Genomic DNA, 19,590 nt, shown 5'->3' with positions numbered 1-19,590 from the left:
CGTTCTACTTATTTACTTTTGATTTCAATGAATTGCTAAAACATTGAACTCTGGCACAGTGCGTGCTTTTGAGATGGGTGATGCCGTTTGATGATCTTGCGGTTAAAATTTTCTCGGAGGTATTTGAAGATGAAGAAGGCGTTTTTATTGTTAACAGGACCAATTTTCGCAAGTTTTCTCGTGTTGGCCTTGAGCCTTGGCGTGCACGCCCAGACCGGCCACGCCGAGGGACAGCCGCCGATGCAGCAGCCAGGAACGGCGACGCAGATCAGCGATGCTGAGCTTGAAAAAGTAGCGACAGCTTACTTGGATATTCATGAGATCCGCATGGAATTGCAAGAATCACTGGCCGGGGAGACCGATCCAAATTCCGCCCAGCGGATGCAGGAAGAAGCGGGAGCGGCCATGGTTCTGGCCGTTCAGAACAGTGGGTTGAATCTTGAAACGTATAATCATGTCATGCAGGAAGTGCAGGTGAACACCGAACTGCGGGAAATGCTGACGGCGAAGCTGGATAAATTGCAATAGGACGGCGCGAAAACTGATGGAGGGTATATTATGTTCGGCAAAATGACCGTTCCTTTGCTGGTACTGGCAGCATGCATGTTTTTGGGGGCGGCCTGCGGTCCGGATCAGGAGGAGTACGAATTGCCGGTCAGGCCTGGAGAAAGGCCTTCTGGTTACGAACAGCCAACTAGTGAGGATCGGCAGTGGATGCAGCCTGAAGCCCCTACGGAAGAGCCTGGGTCAAATCGGGATTTCCAGACCGATGGGCAAGAGCAGGAACAAGGCGCGCCTTTTGACGCGCGTCCGACCCAATAGCGTCAGGTCCCGGCCTCTTGAACAGGCTTCTAAATCTGGTCTTCCAGGCTGAATGTGATAACGAAGCGTTCGTATTGTAGGTAATCAACCATAAAACAATTTGTTGCAACAATGTACGAACGTTGTCCTGGCGCGTGGGGAACATGCAAGGGGCTGCCGATATATCGGCAGACCCTTGCGCGCCTTTGGGTTGAACGTCCCTCGCAAACTTCCGAAACCCTCACCAGCAGCACGATACTTATGTTGAAAAAGCTGGTTAATCTGATGCGGAACGAATTTCCGGACTCGTCCGCAAACGCGCGCAGCAAGTTCGGCTTGTATTCCTTGATGGACTCCATGGCCGCACAATGTCCTTGGCAAGGTTCCTCCTTTTCCGAAGGATTCAGCACTAACTGTAGCGGGCGTGCAACAAGGAAGGTAAAAGCCGCACTTTGGCCACTCCGACTTCATGCATGCTCACCCTTCACTCGCCCTCAAGCAGGGCTCCTTAGCGTTGGATGAAATGGAATAACGGCTTCGGCTCGCGCATCCCGCTCTGCCTCTTCGGTTTTCTGTATTGATGGATCACCTCTTCCGCTTCGGACAATTCCGGCAAATCGTGGCCGGTTTGTTTTTTTCCAGGCCTTCCCGGAACTGATCATATTGCTTGTTTCGCCAGATTACCGGCAGATGTTCGTCGTTGACGTTGCCGAAGGTCACCCGGCTGTACGGCGCGGGTTGGCCTTGGCGGGCGTATTCGGCATGGTCCACGGGCACGTTGGCGTAGACGCAGGGGGAGACTTCCCCGTCCGCGGAAACGAACAAGGCTCGCTGGACGTTCTCGGCGCAGACCGGCTCGTCTTCCCCCTTGGGGGCAAAGCTTGGGGTGTGAATGATCACGCCAAGGTGGGCGGCTGCTTCACGCAACCTTGTGAACCGCTCCTCTAGGGCCTGGCGTTCCCGGTCGTCCTTGGGCGCGAGCACTTCCTCGGAGAGTTCCACGCCCGGCTCGAAATCCAGCACGCTGATCACGGCCTGTTCCACTCCGTGGTCGGCCATCAGCCGAGGCAATCCTTCCAGATCGTCCAGCCCGGAGCGCAGCAGCATGTAGGCGATGTGCACCGCGGGCCTGGAAGTGCCCCGCCCCTGCTTGATTCGTCGGACCATGTCCATTCGTTCCAGCACCTTGACCAGCGGCGCTCCGGCTCGGGCCGGGTCGTTGTGTTCCGGGGTCGTCCCGGTCAGGGAGAAGGCCAGAATGTCCAATCCCGCATCCATGACCTGAATCAGACGTTTCTCGGTCAACAGCATACCATTGGTAGTCACGCCCACGGTGCAGCCGGCTTCCTTGGCCAGACGGACCATGGTCGGAAACTCCGGATGCAGAAAGGGTTCGCCCCAGCCTTGTAAGTAGGCCAGTTTGGTTTTGCGCAGGGCCGGCACAAGGCGTCGAAAGGTTTCCAGGGACATGAACCGGTCATGCCACTGATCGCGGTAGACGGTCCGGGGACAGTAGGCGCAGTCCGCATTGCATTTGGAGGTCACTTCGATCTGCATCCAGTCCTTGGGGTCCAGCAACACTTTGTGTTCCCACCATTGCCGTACTTTTCGGACAAGGGAGTCCTGTCCAGCCGTATCCATATCGGATTCTTTCATGAAGATACCCCCAGTTTAGGCCTGCTCGTCCCGGGTTTCAGGCACAATGAAATTGTGCCCCCGAATGCGCCAACTTTGCCTTTCCAGTTAAAAAAGACTATCCTTTCCACGTTTTATTTGTGTAACAGGCTCGACAACCCACCACAACACCCTCCAAGGAGACTCCCTTTGCCACTGAGTTTACAGGAAAAATACGACATCATCTTCGGCCATGAACAGCAGTTCGCCTACCGCTTGGCCAAGGACGTGGTCAAGAAACCCGAGGTTTCCGTCTGGATGATCCTGCTGCCGATACTCTTCGTCCACTACATGATGAAAATCTCCCAGTACAAGCAGGGAATCCACGACTTCGCGAACAATATTCTGGGCACCAAAAAGAAAGCCCTGGACAAGGCTCTCAAGGATATCGAGATCGGTGAGATTCAGGACTACGGCCCAGAGGACTATTTTCCCCAAGTCCCGCTGGAGTCCAAGCCGGAAATTGAGTTGGCCGAAAAACAGATCAATGTTCTGAAGCTCATGGAGGAACACTACCGAGAGATGCTTGGTCAACAGGGCGCAACTCTGGAGGAACTGGTCCGTGGTGCATACGGATCATCCGGCGAATATCGGTACTACCTCAATAAACTCGCCGCTGCCGAGGACGAAATCAGCCGGCACCTGCGGGAAAACTTCCATTCTTCGGATGAGTCGGGGTCCGTCATGGACCGGATTGAAAAAAGAACAGCCGAGTTGCGGGAGGAGGAACTGCGGTTTTTCTTTCAGGGAGAGGCGGTTTGAGGAGGGAAAGATCGAAATAAGAGGTAAGATTAAAGACGGAGATGGCAGAAAGGTCAATATCGGATGAACCGTGTTTCATGTTGGAGCACGGTTTTTATTTTGGAAATGCGTGCTCAATCAGAACGCATCTTCCAATTCACGTTTGCGGACCTCCCGGATCGCCTTCTGTTTGCTCTGAATGTACGGATCCGGCCGATTCATCCCCATGGCCTCCACAAGCCCCTCATCGACCGCGTGTTCGACCTGCTCCATGCCGGTCAAAAATTCCTGGTAATTAGCTGAATTTCGATAGGCTTTGCGGATCATGGAGAGATATTCCCGCTCTTCGGTATGCAACAATCGAAGATAGTGATCCAGCAAGAGGTCCATCATGGCCGACAGGTTTTCATAGACAGTTCTGGATTCCAGTTTCTGTTCATGCATCCAGAATTCCCGCAGTTCGCCTTTCATCCCCTGCCGAGAGCGTTCCGTGTTGCCGGATCGTACGGCTTCCTCGGCCGCCCGCAAGGCCATTTCCTTGAAGCCCAGATGCTTTTGGGAGAATTGAGACGTTTCCTTTTTCCGACCGAAATACTCGACCAGAAATTTAAAGGGAATGAAGTTGTGCCACCAAGCGGGAGAGGTCTGGGCGCGACGGTAGTAGACCACTCGGGAAGCGAATTCCCGTTCCTCGGCCAGAATCGCCTTGGCCTGAGTCTTGAGATGTTTGGATTTGGAATCAGCGGGCACGGGAGATGCTCCGTTTGGAAAAGATTGGAAAGGTACCATTTAACCGCATGCCGCCCGGAACCGAGTCCGGCCGCGCGGGTAGATTTGACCGCGCATCCGGAAGACGGGGGTTGAAAGCGGTTTCGGCGTCACTCGTCCCTCTTGCCGCCTCTGCCCAATGCGCCGCGCATGAAACTCATGGCTTCGGAGACCTCTTGGATACTGTCCCAATACCAGGCTCCAACATAGATGTCCCCCTCACGCAACGTTTCAAGGGTCTCGCTTTTCCCGGTGACCCGCTCCAAATTGTTCAGCAGGGCGATAAAGCCGACGATCAGGGCGATGCCCAGCCCGAGACGCAACAGACCGCGTAAAGGGTGACGCAAACGGGAAACCGGGGACGGTTTCCCGTCCCCGGTTTGTTGTTTGTTGGAGGGCAATATTTCCTTCTTCATGTGAATCAATCGATTACAGACCCATGCCCATCAGCCTGTCGGTGACGTCGCGGAACAGGACCATGAACATGATGTAGGCCACAAAGGCGGTGAGCAGCAGGTTGAAGCCCTGACCGCAAACGTACAGGATCAGTGCCTTGCCGCCGCGCAGAGGCTCCTTGAGCTCACGGTAGCTGATGCTCAGACCGATGCTTACGAAGGCGATGGCGAAGAACCAGTCACGAAACCCGTTGGCCCAGGCCAAAATGCCGTTGCGGATCATGGCCTGCGCCCAATCTTCGCCCATGGCCGCGCCAAGAGCGGAAAAGAAGACGGAAGCACCGATGAAGCCCAGGATGAACTTGGGAAAGCGGTACCAGATTTCGGACAGGGCACCGGCGGCGGTGAACTTCATGGGGGCGGCACCCGCGGCACAAGCGCGATCAGGCTCGACCTTCAAGCACCAGTAAGCAGCCACGCCAAAAGCCATCACACCAATCATTACGTTCTGGATCATCTTAATGGTCGCGGCCACGTACATGGCTTCCGGACCGATCAACTCGCCAGCGGCGACCACGGACCCGGTGTTGTCAACCGTGCCGCCGATCCAGGCTCCGGCCCAGACCGGATGCATGCCCACCCAGTTGGCAAAGGTCGGCAGGGCGAAAATCATGACCACCACGAAGATCATGGACATCCCGATGGCCAGGGTCAGTTCTTCCTTCTTGGCCCGGGAGGCCGCCGCCGCCGCGATGGCCGCGGACACGCCGGAAACGCTCATGTCCGATGAAACCGTTATGTTCAACTGCTTGGATTCCATCTTGATCACGTTCTGACCGAACCAGTAGGTTCCGATGAGCACGATGGGCGTGACCACCCAGGTGACGAAGATGCCGGGCAGACCGACCATAATGATCAGGTTGATCAGGATGCTTGCGCCCAACAGGACCAGGCCAGTCTTGATGAAGTATTCGGTCTGGGCCGCACTCTTCAGAAATTTCGGCGTACCGACCGTATTAGAGATGAGCATGCCCAGCACGATGCCCCACAAGACGTAGGAGAATCCATAGGCCCTGACGGTTTCCTGGTTGGCGATGACGTAGGACAGGACGGCCAGACCAAAGACGATGGGAAAGCCGATGAAGAAGTTCTTCAGGTTATGGCCCATGAACTTGCCGCCGATGGAGAAGATCAAGGCCATGACGACCATCAACCCCAGCAGGGTGGGAATCCGGTTGAATGGCTGAGTGTTGGCAGCGCTCCGGGCGCTGGAATGGCTGCTTCGTGCCGCACGCCATTCACCGAGAAGGGCGCGAGCTTCCTGATTGAGCTGCGTATTCTGGAAGTTTGCTTCCCTGGCCCGATTTTCCGCTTCCTCGGCGTTGGCCCGAGCCACGTTCAAACGCTCCGTGGCCTGCTCTAGACGCTCTTGATTGGCCGCCCGGATTTCAGCAGCAGCCGACTCGCTGCGATACAGGGAATCCAATGGATTGGTGGACCAGCGACCTGGCCTGGCCATCAAGTCGTTGATGGTCTTCAAAAAGCCGCTGTCACGGGCCCTCACGGCATTCAATCTAGCCTCGGCCTCTGTGTAAGCGATGGTCCGGAAGCCGGCCATTTCCTGTTCCTGTTCCATGATCGCCCGGTATTCGGCCATGCTTTCGACGTTCGGCCGGGCGGCCATGGCCGCGATCATGGCCAGGATGAGGATGATGCCCGCCAGCCAGATGGCCCACCAATCCTCGGTGGTGTACATCTGGGTGGTCATAGGGATTTTGGTTTCGGTAACCACATTATCCACTTGATTTTCCGCCATGGATTAAACCTCCTCACACGTTATAAGATGATACGACGAACCATGCAGTCCTCCGACGCTTGCTCCGGAAGGCTTCAATGCAAACCGGGATCAACGTGAGCTGCAAACAAAGTGAATTATTTCTCATTTAAGCAAGATCCAAGCCAAAAGCTTCCATGGTCATAAAATTGCTTTTATTACAAATTATTATACTGGAAATATAATATTCCAATCACTATAATCACAAACTAACGCCCGACATTGTTAACGCCAGTTAGCACGCAACTGCTAACACAAGATTGCAATACCGACATGGTCGGCATATGTTCACGTTCTTTCCGGAGCACTCTTGAAAAACAAAAACATCCTCCGCAACCTTGGGTTGCTCGCTGGAAAGATATTAGTGGACTATTCAGGTATTTCAGTTTTTGAATTACGATTATGCCATGTCAGGTTCTGTGCCTGCTCGACTGGCTGAAGCCGTCGAGGAAACAGTGCCTTATAAGCAGATATCTCATTGAGGTTTTCCTATGCACGAGTTGAACCCTGCCGGCCAGGAAGGTCAATCCGGCAAAAGCCATTTTTTTCAGAAATCTTTAGGGTTCAGATCCAGATTTCTGGTGGCCACCGGCCTGTCTTTGCTGCTGGTCTGTTTTGCCGGAGCACATCTGATCTATCTGCGCGAAAAAGCGCAGATGGAAGCCCACGCCTATGAAAAAACCATGATGGTCATGGCCGCCGTGGAAGCCAGCCGAAAGTACGTCCGCGACGAGCTGAGACCCAGAATGAGCCGGGAATTCGGCAACGAGTTCTTCATGGTCGAGGCCATGTCCACCTCCTATGTGGGACGGGCCGTCATGGACAATTTCAACCAGGTTCTGCCCCACTATGAGTACCGGCGGGTGGCGCGCAACGCCCGCAATCCGCGTTCCGAGGCCAACAATCTGGAACTCTCCATGATCAACCACTTCGACATCAATCCGGACCTTCAGAACTGGCAGGGAACATTGGCCGTCGACGGCGAGAAACATTTCATGCGCTTCAAACCGGTTTATTTCGAGGAGTCCTGCATGAGCTGCCACGGCGATCCGGCTTTCGCCCCGCAGGACATGCTGGACATGTACGGCTCGGAACGCGGTTTCTGGAACCAGCCTGGAGATCTGGCCGGCGTGATGGCCGTGGGCATCCCGGTCCACAAGGCCCTGGCCGTCATCCGGGATCAGGCGGCCTCGGTCTTTTTCTCCCTTTTTCTGGGAGCTATCCTGTTTTTTCTGCTCCTGGCCTTCATCTTCAATCGGGCCGTGGTCAACAACCTGAACGGAGTGTTGCACATTTTCCGGGAGGAGGCCGAGGAAAAAAGCTTGCGGGAATTCCTGCCCAGACCGAATCCCATGGATCCCCGGGACGAAATTCAGGAACTGACCGAAGCCGCGGTCAGCATGTCCGAACACCTGCGCCGCACCAAACAGGAGTTGAAGGAATACGCCCAGGATCTGGAAATGAAAGTCGCCAAAAGAACCAAGGCACTGCAACAGTCCGAGCAGATGTTGCAGGAGAAGGTCGCTGCCAGAAAACAGGAACTGCAGACCCTCAACGCCCTTGCTGAATTGACCACCGCGGCCGAGTCCCTGTCACAGATTTTGCCTCAGGTTCAACAGCGAACCCTCCAGGTTTTTCCAGCCCAAGGCTCGGGCATCTACCTTTACGACAAGGCGCACCAGCAACTGGTGCTCACGTACCAGGAAAACGCCGCCGATCTTCCCGTGTCTGTTCCTTTGCGCCACATCGTACCCGCTGTTCTCGAAGCCCGTCCCAACCGCCTGATCGATGCCGTGGCCCAGGCCGCCCTGGGACACCCCAGTTGTTTCGAAAGACGCGGAACTTCCGGAAATCTGAACGTTCCGTTGCTGTGCCGCGGTGAAATTCTAGGCGTGCTGTCCTTTATCGGGGTCGACTGCAACCAGATCTCTCCGGAACAGATGGAGCTATTGTTGTCCATCGGTCGGCAGATCGGCATTGCCGTGGAGAGTTTGCAGAACATGGAAAAGCTGATCCAAAGCAAGGACCTGCTGCAATCCGTTTTTGACGGAATCACCGACCAAGTGGTGCTGATGGGCAGCGACTTCCGAATCCGGATGGTCAACAAAGCCTACACCAAACGCTATGATGTGGACACGGAGGATGTCATCGGTCGCAAGTGTTTTGAAATTCACGGCAGTGGAGAAAGCCCCTGCAAGGAGTGCGGCCTGAAGACGGCGATGGGCACCAAATCAGCCGTGGTCTATGAAAGCAGATGTCCGGCGCAGCAGGGAATTTTTCAGGTTCACTGCTATCCGGTTACGGACGAGCAGGGAGAAGTGGAAAGCGTGATCCGCTACGTCAAAGAGATCACCGACCAGAAACATATGGAACAAAAGATCCAGCAGACCGAGAAAATGGTGGCCATGGGCCAGCTGGCATCCGGCGTGGCCCATGAAATCAACAATCCTCTCGGCGTAATCCTCTGCTATGTGGAACTGCTCAAACGGCAGCTTTCCGACTACCCTCAAGGCCTGAAGGATCTGAGCACCATTGAAAAGCAAACCCTGAACTGCAAGCGGATTGTCGGGGACCTGCTCCACTTCGCCCGGAGCCGGGAAACAAAAAAGCAGCCGGCCTCCCTTAACCAGTGTCTGGAAGAGGTGTTGGTCATGGTCAGCGAACAATTCAAGAAACAAGGCGTTTCCCTGGAACTGAACCTGGATCCGGATCTGCCGAAATTGAACATGGACGCGCACAAGATGAAGCAGGTGGTCCTCAACCTGCTGATGAACTCCCGTCAGGCAGTAGACGGGAAAAAAGGGATCATTGCGTTGCGCACCGGACGTCTTGTTGAAGAAAGATCCGTCGTCTTCACCATCCGGGACAATGGGCAGGGGATTCCCGAATACATCCAGGACAAGATCTTCGATCCCTTCTTCAGCACCAAACGCACCGGCGAAGGCACCGGTCTGGGGCTTTCGGTCAGCTACGGCATCATCCGGGAGCACGGAGGGGAAATCAGCGTGAAAAGCAAACCCGGAGAATGGACCGAATTCCGAATCGAGCTGCCCCTGGATGGTGTCGCCGCATGACGAACGAGCCGGCGAAAAGGCTTGCAAGGTCCAAACAGGGATAATCCGGACCACGGTTTGGTTGGTCAACGAACGGCAAACGAACGGTTATCCAGAGCCCACACAAGGACCCACCATGGATCAATTCAACGTACTTATCGTGGACGATGAGCGGGACATGCTCGACGGCTTGCGGCGCATTCTGCCTTACGAGCTGGAAAAGACGAACATCGTGGTCACTCACAGTCCATTGCAGGCCCTCGAGCTTGCCGCGGCCTCCCCTTTCGACCTCATCCTGATGGATGTCCGCATGCCGGAAATGAGCGGCATCGAGCTCCTGGAACAGATCAGGGCCATGGATTCCAAGGCTACCGTGATCATGATGACGGCGTACGGGAGCATCGAAACAGCGGTGCAGTCCATCAAACTGGGGGCCTACGACTTTATCACCAAACCCTTCGATATTCCGGATCTGGTTCGACTGATCAAGAAAGCCCTGGAACGCAGCGGCCTGATCCGCGAGAACCAGAGCCTGCGGCAAAGAATATCCGAAAAGACGGTTCTGGAGGAATTCGTGGGACAGAGCCCGCCCATGCAACAACTTTACGCAACCATCCGCTCCGTGGCCGGAACCGACTATCCGGTGCTGATCCGCGGCGAATCGGGCACCGGCAAGGAATTGGCGGCAAAGGCCATCCACACGTTGAGTCGACGCTGCGAGAGGGGTTTGGTATCCGTGAATTGCCCGGCCATCCCCGAACATCTTCTGGAAAGCGAACTGTTCGGACACAAAAAGGGTTCCTTCACCGGAGCCTTGAAGGACCACAAGGGCCTATTCGCCGAGGCCAACGGCTCCAGCCTGCACCTCGATGAAATCGCGGACATTCCCGTAAGCATCCAGACCAAACTGCTGCGGGCCTTGCAGGAACAGGAAATCCGGCCCCTGGGCAGCAGCAGGAACATCAAGGTGGATGTCCGGATTCTATCCACTACCAATCAGCACCTGGAGAACAAGATCCTGGACAAAAGCTTTCGGGAAGACCTGTTTTACCGCCTGAACGTGGTCAGCGTGGAAACACCTCCTCTCAGGGAGATAACCGAGGACATCCCGCTGCTCGTGCACCACTTCAACCGCCTGTCGGCCCTTGAACTGAACTGTACCCCGAAGGTCGTCGCGACGGACGTCCTGGAGGTCTTGATGCAGCGGGAGTGGCCCGGCAATGTTCGAGAGTTGAAAAACTTCGTGCGCAGGCTGATCATTTTCTGCCCCGGCGAGGAATTGAGCCTGTCCGTGCTGAAAATGGTGGACGGCCGACATGCTGCACGGCCCGTCCCGGACAATACCATTGAAAGCGAAGCGATCGAGCCTTATGCGGAAGCCAAGACCAAGGCGATCAACGCTTTTACCGATGAGTATGTGCGCGACGTTCTGTCCAGAACCGGCGGCAACGTCTCCCAGGCCGCGAAAATGGCCGGCCTCAGCAGAGTGGCCCTTCAGAAAATCATCCGCAGGATGAACATGATACCCGGGGAATACCGTTCGGAATAAATTCAACCTATTCCGTAATCGTCCTCACGTTCCCTTCTCTGATCAGGAGCAGATAAAAAAAATGGGTTACAGGCTTTACCCTGTAACCCATTGAATTTTCTGGTCGGGATGAGAGGATTTGAACCTCCGGCTTCAGCGTCCCGAACGCTGCGCTCTACCAAGCTGAGCCACATCCCGAAAGAACACGAATCTAGCCGATTTTGAAAATAACGCAAGCTGTTTTGTGGCTACTCAACTTAAGTAGCCGGAAATAGTTAACTTCAAAAACATGCGGCAAGCATGCCTGGATTTCCGCTTTCGAGGGAATGACTTGTTTTTCAAAGCCTTATCCTACCTGAAATGATCGTTTTTTATGGGCTTTGATCTATTTGATCGGCCTTGTCTTCAACCTACAGGCAGTGTAACAAACGGAACCCAACAATGGGCACGGTAATCCGGTGTCACGTTACAGCAATATTGAGGAAAATTATGGTTGCGCATGATGAACCCAGAGCGAGCATCCTGATTGTTGACGATGAACAAAGTCTTTTGGACATTTGTCAGGAATCCCTGACCGAAGCAGGATATTCCATTCATATAGCCCATAATGGAACAACCGCTCTCAAAATGCTGGAACATCTTCCCGGGCTGGACCTGATCATCTCTGATCTGCGGATGCCGGGCATGAGCGGACTGGATTTGATGAAGAAGCTCAAGGAAGGCGCATCCGAGGCGGACTTTCTTATCATGACAGGTTTTGGCAGCATTGAGACGGCTGTGGAAAGCATTCGTCTCGGTGCCGTGGATTATCTGCCCAAACCGTTCAACATCAGCCACCTGTTGCTCAAGGTTGAGAAAATTCTTCAAATCCGGCGCAACCGGGAAGACCGCAAAAAATTAAGCAACCTCGTCCGGGTTCTCAATCTCAGTCAGGCCATGAACACCAAGCTGGACATGAAATCCCTGACCAACGAATTTTTGTCGCAGATCCAGAAAAATTTTAACCCGGATGGAACGGTGTTTCTCCTCGAGGACGGCACCGGCCTGCAGTCCAAAGCCATGCGCGGCGCCCTGCTCCGAAACAATCCCCAGCTTGCCACATGGGTCAAACAGTTGGGTGAACGCATTTTTCGGCAGCAGTTGCCCGAATTGATCCTCCTGAAAAACAAAAAGTTTTCTTCCATGTGTACCGAGGGCCCCCCTCCGGATGAATCCATCACATCCGTCATGGTCGCTCCAATGACCACGCGCATGAAAAGCATCGGAGCCATAGTCCTGTTGCGCAATTCCAGCAAGGACGAGTACTCGCGCGAACAATCCCAGCTTTTGAACGTTTTTGCCGCGCACACCGCCTCTGCGTTTGAAAACGCAAGGCTCTACGGCCAACTATGGGACATGAACCTGGAGGTGATCCGTTCCTTTGCCCAGGCCGTGGAAGCCAAGGATGTCTACACCCGGGGCCACTCTGAACGTGTGGCCATCTACGCCACCCATCTCGGCAATCGCCTCAACCTGTCGCGACAAGATCTGCACTTGCTCTATACCGGTGGAATTCTTCATGATATAGGGAAAATCGGCATTCCGGACATCATCCTGAACAAACCCTCGAAATTGACCAACGAGGAATTCGTGGTCATGCAGCGCCATCCGGAACTGGGACGGGCTATCCTCAATCAGGTCAAATCATTCAGTGAAATCTTGCCCATCATATTTTATCACCACGAGCGAGTCGACGGGACCGGATACCCCATGGGCCTGCAGCAGGAAGAAATCCCATTGCTGGCCAGAATCCTCAGTGTCGTTGACGCCTTCGAGGCCATGACCTCCGATCGGGCCTACCGCAAGGCCCTGCCCATGGATGTTGTCCGCGACCTGTTGCAAAACGGCGCCGGGCGGCAATGGCAGGAGGACCTTGTCAAGGTCTGGCTGGAGGAAGTCAGCAAGCCAAGCTTTGCAAATCTGCAACAAGTCAATATTGCCGGACATGTCGCTTTCGATGAGTCGTATGACGCGTAATCGGCCGCCATCGTTTCCATTCATCGACTCCCAAGAAAATTATGATCAAAGTACTCGTCGTTGACGATTCCGCCTTCATGCGAAAGGCACTGAGCACGATGCTGGGCGGCGACCCCGAAATCATAGTCGTTGGCACAGCACGGGACGGAGCCGAGGGGCTGGAAAAAATTCGCGAGCTTCAGCCCAACGTGGTCACCTTGGATATTGAAATGCCACGCATGGACGGCTTGACCGCGCTGCGGCACATCATGATGGAAATGCCCCGGCCCGTGATCATGGTCAGTTCCCTGACCACGGAAGGCGCCGAGGCCACCTTGAAGGCCATGGAACTGGGGGCCGTGGACTTCATTCCCAAACAGCTCGCCAGGGTTTCTCTGGACATCATCAAGATCGAAGAGGATCTGCGTGCCAAGGTCAAGAACGTCGCTAAACGAAGAGTCAGGCCGCTTCGCGTGCCGCGTAAAATTGAGGCGGCAACGCAACCGACCATTCGGGAAATGCGATCCGTTGATCCCGTTACGCCAAACAGACGTCAGCTCCGTGACATCGTTGCCATTGGTGTTTCCACCGGCGGACCGCCGGCGATCCAGAAAGTGCTTGCCAAGCTTCCCGCGAATTTTCCAGCCTGCATCCTCATCGCGCAACACATGCCCCAGGCTTTTACCGGTCCCTTTGCCAAGAGGCTGGACGCATTGTGTCAGATCAGGGTCAAGGAAGCCGAAGCCGGTGACCGGGTCCAGCCGGGTATGGCCTTTGTCGCCCCGGGAGGCCAACACCTGTCCATTGATCAGAAGGTCAGCAGGATCGACCTGGTGATCAGTCCGGAACCCAGAGATGCTCTCTACAAGCCTTCCGCCAACGTCCTCATTTCTTCCGTCGCCGAAGGAGTCGGAAAACGCGGCGTGGGAGTGATTTTGACCGGCATGGGCAGCGATGGCCTGGAAGGGGTCAAGCACCTCAAGCAAAAAAACGGGTATATCCTTGCCCAGGATGATGCCAGCTGCGTTGTCTACGGCATGCCCAAGGCTGTCGTGGATGCCGGATTGGCTGACGAAGTGCTGGACATCGAAGATATGGCCCAGGGTGTAATGAACGCCCTGTATCATTGACGGAGCCAGCAAGCGTCATGGCCATTCCCCCCCTCTCACCAGAACACGTGCTTGCTGTTCACACACGGTTCGAGGTCGGAAAGCCGGCGAAGGAGCTTGCGAGGCTCCAAATCAAGGCAAATCGGCCTTGGCCGAGGTCGCAAAGATCCTGCCTCTTGGCAGCGTTAGCGCTTCGTGCTATAAAGCACAATCTGTTTTTTAATTGACCAGAGTCCCTATTCCACAAGTATTTAACAGAGGAGGTCGTGAATGGCTGTTTACGTTGTAGGACACAAGAGTCCCGATACCGATTCGGTATGCGCTGCTATCGCCCTTGCTGACCTGAAGAGCAAGCTCGGCGTTGAATCCAAGCCGGCTGCCCAAGGCGAACTCAACCCGGAAACCAAATTTGTCCTGGACAAGTTTGGCGTCAGCGCTCCTGAAGTCGTGACGGATGCCACGGACAAAAAGATCTTTCTGGTTGACCACTCTGATTTGTCCCAGAGCCTGGACAACCTTTCCAAGGCCGAAATCCTGGGCATTGTGGACCACCACAAGCTTGGCGACGTGACCACTCCCAATCCTATTGAAGCCTGGATCTGGCCCGTCGGCTGCACCTGCACTGTGGTCAAGGCCATGTACGATTTTTACGGCGTTGAGATTCCGAAAAGCATCGCCGGAATCATGCTCTGCGCCATCGTCAGCGATACGGTTATTTTCAAGTCCGCTACTTGCACTCCCAAGGACGAGGAAGTTGCCGATGCTCTGGCCAAGGTTGCCGGTGTTTCCGATACCAAGGCTCTGGGCCTGGAAATGTTTAAGGTTAAGTCCGCGGTTGAAGGCACTCCAATCCGGGAACTGGTTTTCCGTGACTACAAGGACTTCAACATGAGCGGCACCAAGGTCGGCATCGGTCAGCTGGAAGTCGTCGATCTCTCCCTCCTGGACAGCGTCAAGGACGCGCTTTATGAAGACATCCAGAAGGTCAAGGCCGAAAAAGGCAACCACAGCGTTTTTCTGCTGCTTACGGACATCATGAAGGAAGGCACAGAGATGCTTATCGTTTCCGATGATCCTTCCGTTGTCCAGAAAGCCTTCGGAAAAGCTCCTGAAGGCCACAAGGTATGGCTCGACGGCGTGATGAGCCGCAAAAAGCAGGTCGTGCCTAATTTCGAAAAGGCTTTTGCCGGCTGATTCGTCTAATCCCGCAATAAAAAAGCCCGGATGATCAACTCATCCGGGCTTTTTTGTAATGCAGTATCAAGGAAGCGTTAAGCAGGATCATCCACTGTGATCAGATCCTCCAATTTGTTATAGGTCGCTTCTCCAATACCACTGACTTTCTGAATGTCTTCTTTCTCTTCAAAAGGGGTTGCCTCGCGGTAGGCAATGATTCTCTCGGCCAGAGCGGGTCCAATGCCGGGCAACGTCTGCAAAATTTCACTCGGCGCTGTGTTGATGTTGACCTTTTCATCAGCGTACACCATGGTTGTGCCCATGATCAGGCATAATGCCATGGCTCCAAGCCATAACCCAACCACACGTTTCAAGGTGTATAACATAGTTACTCCTCCTTTGCGTTTAGGGTTTACGAACCGACACTGCTTCAGCAGCATTTCGGACTGTTTATATTCATGGAAAAAGAAAATCAATACCCTGAATGCTATTTTTTCATGCTCAGTTTTACAACCTGCTCAAGCAACCATGAAGCATCACTGAACTGAAACTTCAATACTCTTCCCCTTTTCACGAAAAGAGTCGCTGTAGTCATAGCTGGAATTTCCGTACCCACTCAACAATATTTGCGGCCAATAGCAATGATCCGGCTTGCCGTTCGAGACCAGTCATCGTCGCCTTCTTCTTGAAGATCGTCGATACGGCTGCCGAACTTGTTCCGAATTCCCGCCTTCAGCCGTGATCCGCGCCAGCTGTGCTTCGGATTCTTTCCGCAGAGCTCTCCAGGGCTCACTGCGACTGAGATCCTCTCCGGCCACGCGCAACCCTAATTCATACAATGCCAAGGTTTCCGGAAAGCCTTCCTGGGCGGCGAACCCGCGTTTGGAGAATCTTTTGCGCTTATCCGGGACAAAACGCGATTGGTTGGTCATGATCTGGATCATCCGCGCCGACATCCACCGGGGCATGCTGATCCGTACACAAACAGGCACAAGGAGTTCGGCCAGCAGTTCGTTGGCTGAAACGCGTTCGCCCTTAGCCTCGAATTCAGCGAAACGCGCGGCGACAAGGCGCTGGATGGGAACAAACAGCAGAGTTGCGAAAATCAGAACCACTTCCAGCTTTCCCGTCTCCTTGATGCGGTCATCCAGGTGCCGTAACCAAGACCACAAAATGGAATCCTGGCTCTGATCATGATCCAGGTATTGCGAAACTTCCGGCATCAACTCTTGCAAAAGCCCTGTTTTGTACAACAGCCGAACAGATTTTTCGCCGCTGCCGTAGGAGAAAAGCTTTTGCAGCTCTTCGAAGATCCTTGCCGGCGATGACTTGCGAATCTCCGCGGAGTGACGTGTTATGGCATTGTATGTCGCCGGTTCGATGTTGAAATCAAGGCGTGAGGCAAAACGGATCGCTCGAATCATGCGCACCGGATCTTCACGAAAGCGGATATTTGGATCCCCGATACAACGAATCAAGCGGTTCTCAATGTCGCTGACGCCGCCGACATGATCAATAATGGAGAATTTACCAATCTCGTAGAATAATGCGTTTATGGTGAAATCTCGGCGTAGTGCGTCTTCATTCGGGGTTCCATAACAGTTGTCCCGGAACACATACAACTCATCGCTCCCGTTTTCTTCTGGCTCCGGGCATCGCCGGAAAGTCGATGTTTCGATGATCTGATCGTTAAACTTGATATGTGCCAAGCGAAACCGGCGTCCAATCAAAAAACAGTTGCGAAATACTTTTTTGATCTGATTCGGCGTGGCATTCGTGCTCACATCGAAGTCCTTGGGCACCCGGCCAAGAAGAAGGTCACGCACGCTGCCACCCACAAGATAGGCGATGTAACCTCTGCGCACCAGACGATACATGACCTTAAGGGCGTCGGGGTGAATGTTTTTCCGAGAAATGGGGTGCTCTGATCTTGAAATACGTATTACTTCCGTCACTGTACGGGAAATCCTTCAAAACGAGTTAGACTTGTGCGGGAAACGCAACTTTACGACTATTCAAGCCACGGCCGGCAAACGTCGGCGATATGATGGATGAAGTGAGGTCGGTTTCCATTTTGGGCTCAGATTATGCATGACGGAGCAGCAACGACCGTAGACCTGCTTCTGTCTTGTGGGCACTTGCGCAGCAGTTGTCACCCGAATGGAACCTAGCTGAGGATCAAGCGGGGTAATCCTGGTTCATAGGGCAAAACCTGTCCAATGACATCAGCCTTATCCCCGCCTTCCAAAAGCAATTCACGTGCTTCAGCCAAGCGATGTTCAGGCACGCCAAGCACCAGGCCGCCGGAAGTCTGAGCATCAAACATCAAATCCGCACGCAAGAGATCAACGCTGGATTCAATATGGACCTGACTGGCGCAGTATTTCTTGTTTGCAAAGCTTCCCGCCGGGAGCATCCCCATGTCCACCAATTCAAGAGCTTTGTCCATGATCGGTACATTACCCACATCCAGCTTGATGGACTTGTTGGAAGCTTTGGCCATTTCCAGAAGATGACCGCCAAGGCCGAACCCCGTCACGTCCGTGGCCCCTTTCAAGCCGAGTTGAGCAATGACTTTCCCGCCAATGCGGTTTAGCCGGGCCGCCCAATGATGCAACAGTTCTTCCATGCTGTCGGCACCTGGGAGACCAGCTTTGAGACCTGTAGCCAAAACTCCGGATCCGAGAGGCTTCGTCAGAATCAGTCGGTCGTCGGATTGGAGACCGCCATTGGTTGCGAATCCGTCCGCAGCGACAACCCCTGAAACGGACAATCCATATTTGATTTCCTGATCCTCCACGCTGTGTCCGCCGGCTAAAACCGCACCGGCTTCCTGAATTTTGCTCAAACCGCCACGTAATATCTCCTTGAGAATATCCTTGGACATCGTCTTGATGGGAAAACAGACAATGTTCATTGCACATAGCGGTTCTCCCCCCATGGCATAAATATCCGAAAGGGAATTCGCGGCGGCAATTTGGCCGAACCAGTACGGGTTGTTGACAATGGGCGTGAAGAAATCAACCGTTTGCACCAGGGCCATGCCTGGCGGAAAGCGCACAATAGCGGCATCCTCGGCATTTGCCGTTCCTGAGATCAACCGTTCATCATGGCCGGTGATCAGACCGTCCAGAATGCTCTCCAGGTCCCCTGGAGATAATTTGGAGGCTCAACCAGCGGCGGATACGGTTTGTACAAGATTCACAGTGCCAGAAGCCATCATCAAACTCCCCTTACATGTTGTTGGCATTAAAACCGATCCCGTGGGGCAGCAGCTCAATTCTCCTGAGACGAGCATGTTGCTTTACAGTGCCAGAGAAACTGGTCAGCGGTTAGGCTTGCCTTGTTTCGCGGCCACAATAGCCTTCAAGGCTGTGTCAGTTTAATATGCCAGATTTGAAAGCAACGGGTGCTTCAACTCTCCGATATGATTTCACGAAATACAAAAATCCTGCTCCAATCACATTCTAGCGGCAAATCAGAGCATCGAGACAAGTTGCTGTTGTCACAAATTACGGTATGGTAGTTGTCTGAAAGAAATGCGTGTCACTTCACCGGCAATGAAGCTGGTTGCGATACCGTATCAATCAAATAATTGAGGAAAAACCGGATTACAGGAAACTGATGACGCTGAGGATTGTGGACAACATAAAAACTGCGATGGAACTGCAACTCCGGGACATCAAGGGCAACCAGTTCACCACGTTGGATATAATCACGTGCAGCTAGCTTCGAGCTTACAGCGATTCCAAGGCCACACCGGACAAACCGCAGCAACGCTTCCGTGCTGTCCACCACGCTGAGAACCCTTAACATCCTGGGAGAAAAACCGGCTGCCTGCAGTGCCGATTCTGTGGCCAGCTGCGTTCCGGAACCAGGTTGCCGAACAATCCATGGCATCCGTGTTATGCAGTCAAGTGTAAATGGTGGTGCATACGCCCGAAGAAAATCAGGTGCCGCCAAAACAATTAGAGAATCATCAAATAGGGCAACGAATTCAAGTTCCGGGACATTTTCACGTGCACCGACTATCCCAATGGAGATATTACCGAGAAGAATTTGATTCACAATTTCTCGCGAATCACCTTGAATTAAAGAAATGGAAACATCCGGATACCGTAGCAAAAAACTGTTCAGCAATGAAGGTATCAAGTAGTTTGCGGGAATGGTGCTGCCGCCCAGAACCAATTCTCCGGAAACCTTGTTCGAGAGCAAACGAATTTCCGTCTCGGCCTGGTCCAAAGCGTCAAAGATTGTCTTGCAATGGCGATATAGAACATCAGCTGCCTGAGTAGGCTGGATTCCACGTCCAAGCCTGTCAAAAAAAGAAACCTCCATGAATTGCTCCAAAGAGGCGACATGAGCGCTGATGGTGGGCTGAGATAAAAAAAGTTCCTCGGCAGCTCTAGAAAAACTTTTTCGTTCGTAAACTTTGCTGAATGCCCTGAGCTGTCGGATATCCATAGATTGCATCTAGTTAATAGGTTTTACCTATAAGTATGTACAAAAAAAAGCA

General features: G+C 53.6%; 17 protein-coding genes and 1 tRNA gene. 8 read left to right on the top strand and 10 right to left on the bottom strand.

All coding sequences use genetic code 11. From position 1 onward, the window contains the following. The first annotated feature begins 129 nt into the window (after window positions 1–129). Window positions 130–528, top strand: coding sequence for a DUF4168 domain-containing protein (locus BLP93_RS05510; RefSeq protein ID WP_161946200.1), 399 nt, complete (start codon window positions 130–132; stop codon window positions 526–528). A 30-nt stretch (window positions 529–558) separates the two neighbouring features. Then, window positions 559–822, top strand: coding sequence for a hypothetical protein (locus BLP93_RS05505; protein ID WP_092118270.1), 264 nt, complete (start codon window positions 559–561; stop codon window positions 820–822). A gap of 29 nt (window positions 823–851) precedes the next feature. On the opposite strand, the gene BLP93_RS05500 is transcribed toward BLP93_RS05505, so the two are convergent. Both BLP93_RS05500 and BLP93_RS05495 read right to left on the bottom strand, forming a co-directional pair. Further along, window positions 852–1,160 carry a hypothetical protein gene (locus BLP93_RS05500; RefSeq protein ID WP_092118267.1) on the bottom strand — a complete coding sequence of 103 codons (309 nt, stop codon included), beginning with the start codon at window positions 1,158–1,160 and terminating at the stop codon, window positions 852–854. 226 nt (window positions 1,161–1,386) lie between these two features. Beyond that, window positions 1,387–2,457, bottom strand: coding sequence for a radical SAM/SPASM domain-containing protein (locus BLP93_RS05495; RefSeq protein ID WP_092118264.1), 1,071 nt, complete (start codon window positions 2,455–2,457; stop codon window positions 1,387–1,389). Window positions 2,458–2,625: 168 nt separating this feature from the next. Here BLP93_RS05495 and BLP93_RS05490 point away from each other — a divergent pair, with 168 nt between their 5' ends. Continuing rightward, window positions 2,626–3,237 carry an NF038143 family protein gene (locus BLP93_RS05490; RefSeq protein ID WP_092118261.1) on the top strand — a complete coding sequence of 204 codons (612 nt, stop codon included), beginning with the start codon at window positions 2,626–2,628 and terminating at the stop codon, window positions 3,235–3,237. Window positions 3,238–3,354: 117 nt separating this feature from the next. Here the strand turns inward: BLP93_RS05490 and BLP93_RS05485 are convergent, their stop codons facing one another. The 3 genes from BLP93_RS05485 to BLP93_RS05475 form a co-directional block, all read right to left on the bottom strand. Next, on the bottom strand, window positions 3,355–3,966 hold the full coding sequence (locus BLP93_RS05485; RefSeq protein ID WP_092118258.1) for an NF038143 family protein: 612 nt from the start codon (window positions 3,964–3,966) through the stop codon (window positions 3,355–3,357). A 128-nt stretch (window positions 3,967–4,094) separates the two neighbouring features. Beyond that, the gene (locus BLP93_RS05480) at window positions 4,095–4,400 is read right to left on the bottom strand and encodes a hypothetical protein (RefSeq protein ID WP_092118256.1); all 306 of its coding nucleotides are present in this window, start codon (window positions 4,398–4,400) and stop codon (window positions 4,095–4,097) included. A 13-nt stretch (window positions 4,401–4,413) separates the two neighbouring features. Further along, on the bottom strand, window positions 4,414–6,195 hold the full coding sequence (locus tag BLP93_RS05475) for a YeiH family protein (protein WP_092118253.1): 1,782 nt from the start codon (window positions 6,193–6,195) through the stop codon (window positions 4,414–4,416). Window positions 6,196–6,704: 509 nt separating this feature from the next. Between BLP93_RS05475 and BLP93_RS05470 the strand changes: the two genes are divergently transcribed. Both BLP93_RS05470 and BLP93_RS05465 read left to right on the top strand, forming a co-directional pair. Then, window positions 6,705–9,287 carry a c-type heme family protein gene (locus BLP93_RS05470; protein ID WP_092118250.1) on the top strand — a complete coding sequence of 861 codons (2,583 nt, stop codon included), beginning with the start codon at window positions 6,705–6,707 and terminating at the stop codon, window positions 9,285–9,287. A gap of 115 nt (window positions 9,288–9,402) precedes the next feature. Then, the gene (locus tag BLP93_RS05465; RefSeq protein WP_092118492.1) at window positions 9,403–10,815 is read left to right on the top strand and encodes a sigma-54-dependent transcriptional regulator; all 1,413 of its coding nucleotides are present in this window, start codon (window positions 9,403–9,405) and stop codon (window positions 10,813–10,815) included. 100 nt (window positions 10,816–10,915) lie between these two features. Here the strand turns inward: BLP93_RS05465 and BLP93_RS05460 are convergent. Then, window positions 10,916–10,992 (bottom strand) — tRNA-Pro (locus tag BLP93_RS05460). Window positions 10,993–11,283: 291 nt separating this feature from the next. On the opposite strand from BLP93_RS05460, the gene BLP93_RS05455 reads away from it, so the two are divergent. The 3 genes from BLP93_RS05455 (at window position 11,284) to BLP93_RS05445 (ending at window position 15,092) form a co-directional block, all read left to right on the top strand. Beyond that, a complete protein-coding gene (locus tag BLP93_RS05455; protein ID WP_092118247.1) occupies window positions 11,284–12,810 on the top strand; it encodes an HD domain-containing phosphohydrolase in 1,527 nt (508 codons plus the stop codon). 41 nt (window positions 12,811–12,851) lie between these two features. Further along, window positions 12,852–13,919, top strand: coding sequence for a protein-glutamate methylesterase/protein-glutamine glutaminase (locus BLP93_RS05450; protein ID WP_092118243.1), 1,068 nt, complete (start codon window positions 12,852–12,854; stop codon window positions 13,917–13,919). Between the two features lie 249 nt (window positions 13,920–14,168). Continuing rightward, window positions 14,169–15,092, top strand: a complete 924-nt coding sequence (locus BLP93_RS05445; RefSeq protein WP_092118240.1) for a manganese-dependent inorganic pyrophosphatase — start codon at window positions 14,169–14,171, stop codon at window positions 15,090–15,092. A gap of 77 nt (window positions 15,093–15,169) precedes the next feature. On the opposite strand, the gene BLP93_RS05440 is transcribed toward BLP93_RS05445, so the two are convergent. The 4 genes from BLP93_RS05440 to BLP93_RS05425 form a co-directional block, all read right to left on the bottom strand. Further along, window positions 15,170–15,460, bottom strand: coding sequence for a ComEA family DNA-binding protein (locus BLP93_RS05440; RefSeq protein ID WP_208596573.1), 291 nt, complete (start codon window positions 15,458–15,460; stop codon window positions 15,170–15,172). Window positions 15,461–15,742: 282 nt separating this feature from the next. Continuing rightward, window positions 15,743–17,029 (bottom strand): polynucleotide adenylyltransferase PcnB, encoded by a 1,287-nt coding sequence (gene pcnB, locus BLP93_RS05435; protein ID WP_161946199.1) that lies wholly within the window; start codon window positions 17,027–17,029, stop codon window positions 15,743–15,745. A gap of 212 nt (window positions 17,030–17,241) precedes the next feature. Continuing rightward, a complete protein-coding gene (gene selD, locus BLP93_RS05430) occupies window positions 17,242–18,294 on the bottom strand; it encodes a selenide, water dikinase SelD (RefSeq protein WP_092118234.1) in 1,053 nt (350 codons plus the stop codon). 326 nt (window positions 18,295–18,620) lie between these two features. Continuing rightward, window positions 18,621–19,538, bottom strand: a complete 918-nt coding sequence (locus tag BLP93_RS05425) for a selenium metabolism-associated LysR family transcriptional regulator (protein WP_092118231.1) — start codon at window positions 19,536–19,538, stop codon at window positions 18,621–18,623. Between the last annotated feature and the right edge of the window lie 52 nt (window positions 19,539–19,590).

This window comes from Desulfonatronum thiosulfatophilum, assembly GCF_900104215.1.
In the GTDB taxonomy this organism is placed as follows: Bacteria; Desulfobacterota; Desulfovibrionia; order Desulfovibrionales; family Desulfonatronaceae; genus Desulfonatronum; species Desulfonatronum thiosulfatophilum.
Note: the sequence above shows the minus strand (reverse complement) of the source record. Positions and strands in the feature narration are given on the sequence as shown.

Coding starts and splice junctions, on each gene's coding strand:
- BLP93_RS05510 (WP_161946200.1), top strand. CDS start 130: ATGAAGAAGGCGTTTTTATTGTTAACAGGACCAATTTTCGCAAGTTTT.
- BLP93_RS05505 (WP_092118270.1), top strand. CDS start 559: ATGTTCGGCAAAATGACCGTTCCTTTGCTGGTACTGGCAGCATGCATG.
- BLP93_RS05500 (WP_092118267.1), bottom strand. CDS start 1,160: ATGGAGTCCATCAAGGAATACAAGCCGAACTTGCTGCGCGCGTTTGCG.
- BLP93_RS05495 (WP_092118264.1), bottom strand. CDS start 2,457: ATGAAAGAATCCGATATGGATACGGCTGGACAGGACTCCCTTGTCCGA.
- BLP93_RS05480 (WP_092118256.1), bottom strand. CDS start 4,400: ATGAAGAAGGAAATATTGCCCTCCAACAAACAACAAACCGGGGACGGG.
- BLP93_RS05475 (WP_092118253.1), bottom strand. CDS start 6,195: ATGGCGGAAAATCAAGTGGATAATGTGGTTACCGAAACCAAAATCCCT.
- BLP93_RS05470 (WP_092118250.1), top strand. CDS start 6,705: ATGCACGAGTTGAACCCTGCCGGCCAGGAAGGTCAATCCGGCAAAAGC.
- BLP93_RS05465 (WP_092118492.1), top strand. CDS start 9,403: ATGGATCAATTCAACGTACTTATCGTGGACGATGAGCGGGACATGCTC.
- BLP93_RS05455 (WP_092118247.1), top strand. CDS start 11,284: ATGGTTGCGCATGATGAACCCAGAGCGAGCATCCTGATTGTTGACGAT.
- BLP93_RS05450 (WP_092118243.1), top strand. CDS start 12,852: ATGATCAAAGTACTCGTCGTTGACGATTCCGCCTTCATGCGAAAGGCA.
- BLP93_RS05445 (WP_092118240.1), top strand. CDS start 14,169: ATGGCTGTTTACGTTGTAGGACACAAGAGTCCCGATACCGATTCGGTA.
- BLP93_RS05440 (WP_208596573.1), bottom strand. CDS start 15,460: ATGTTATACACCTTGAAACGTGTGGTTGGGTTATGGCTTGGAGCCATG.
- BLP93_RS05425 (WP_092118231.1), bottom strand. CDS start 19,538: ATGGATATCCGACAGCTCAGGGCATTCAGCAAAGTTTACGAACGAAAA.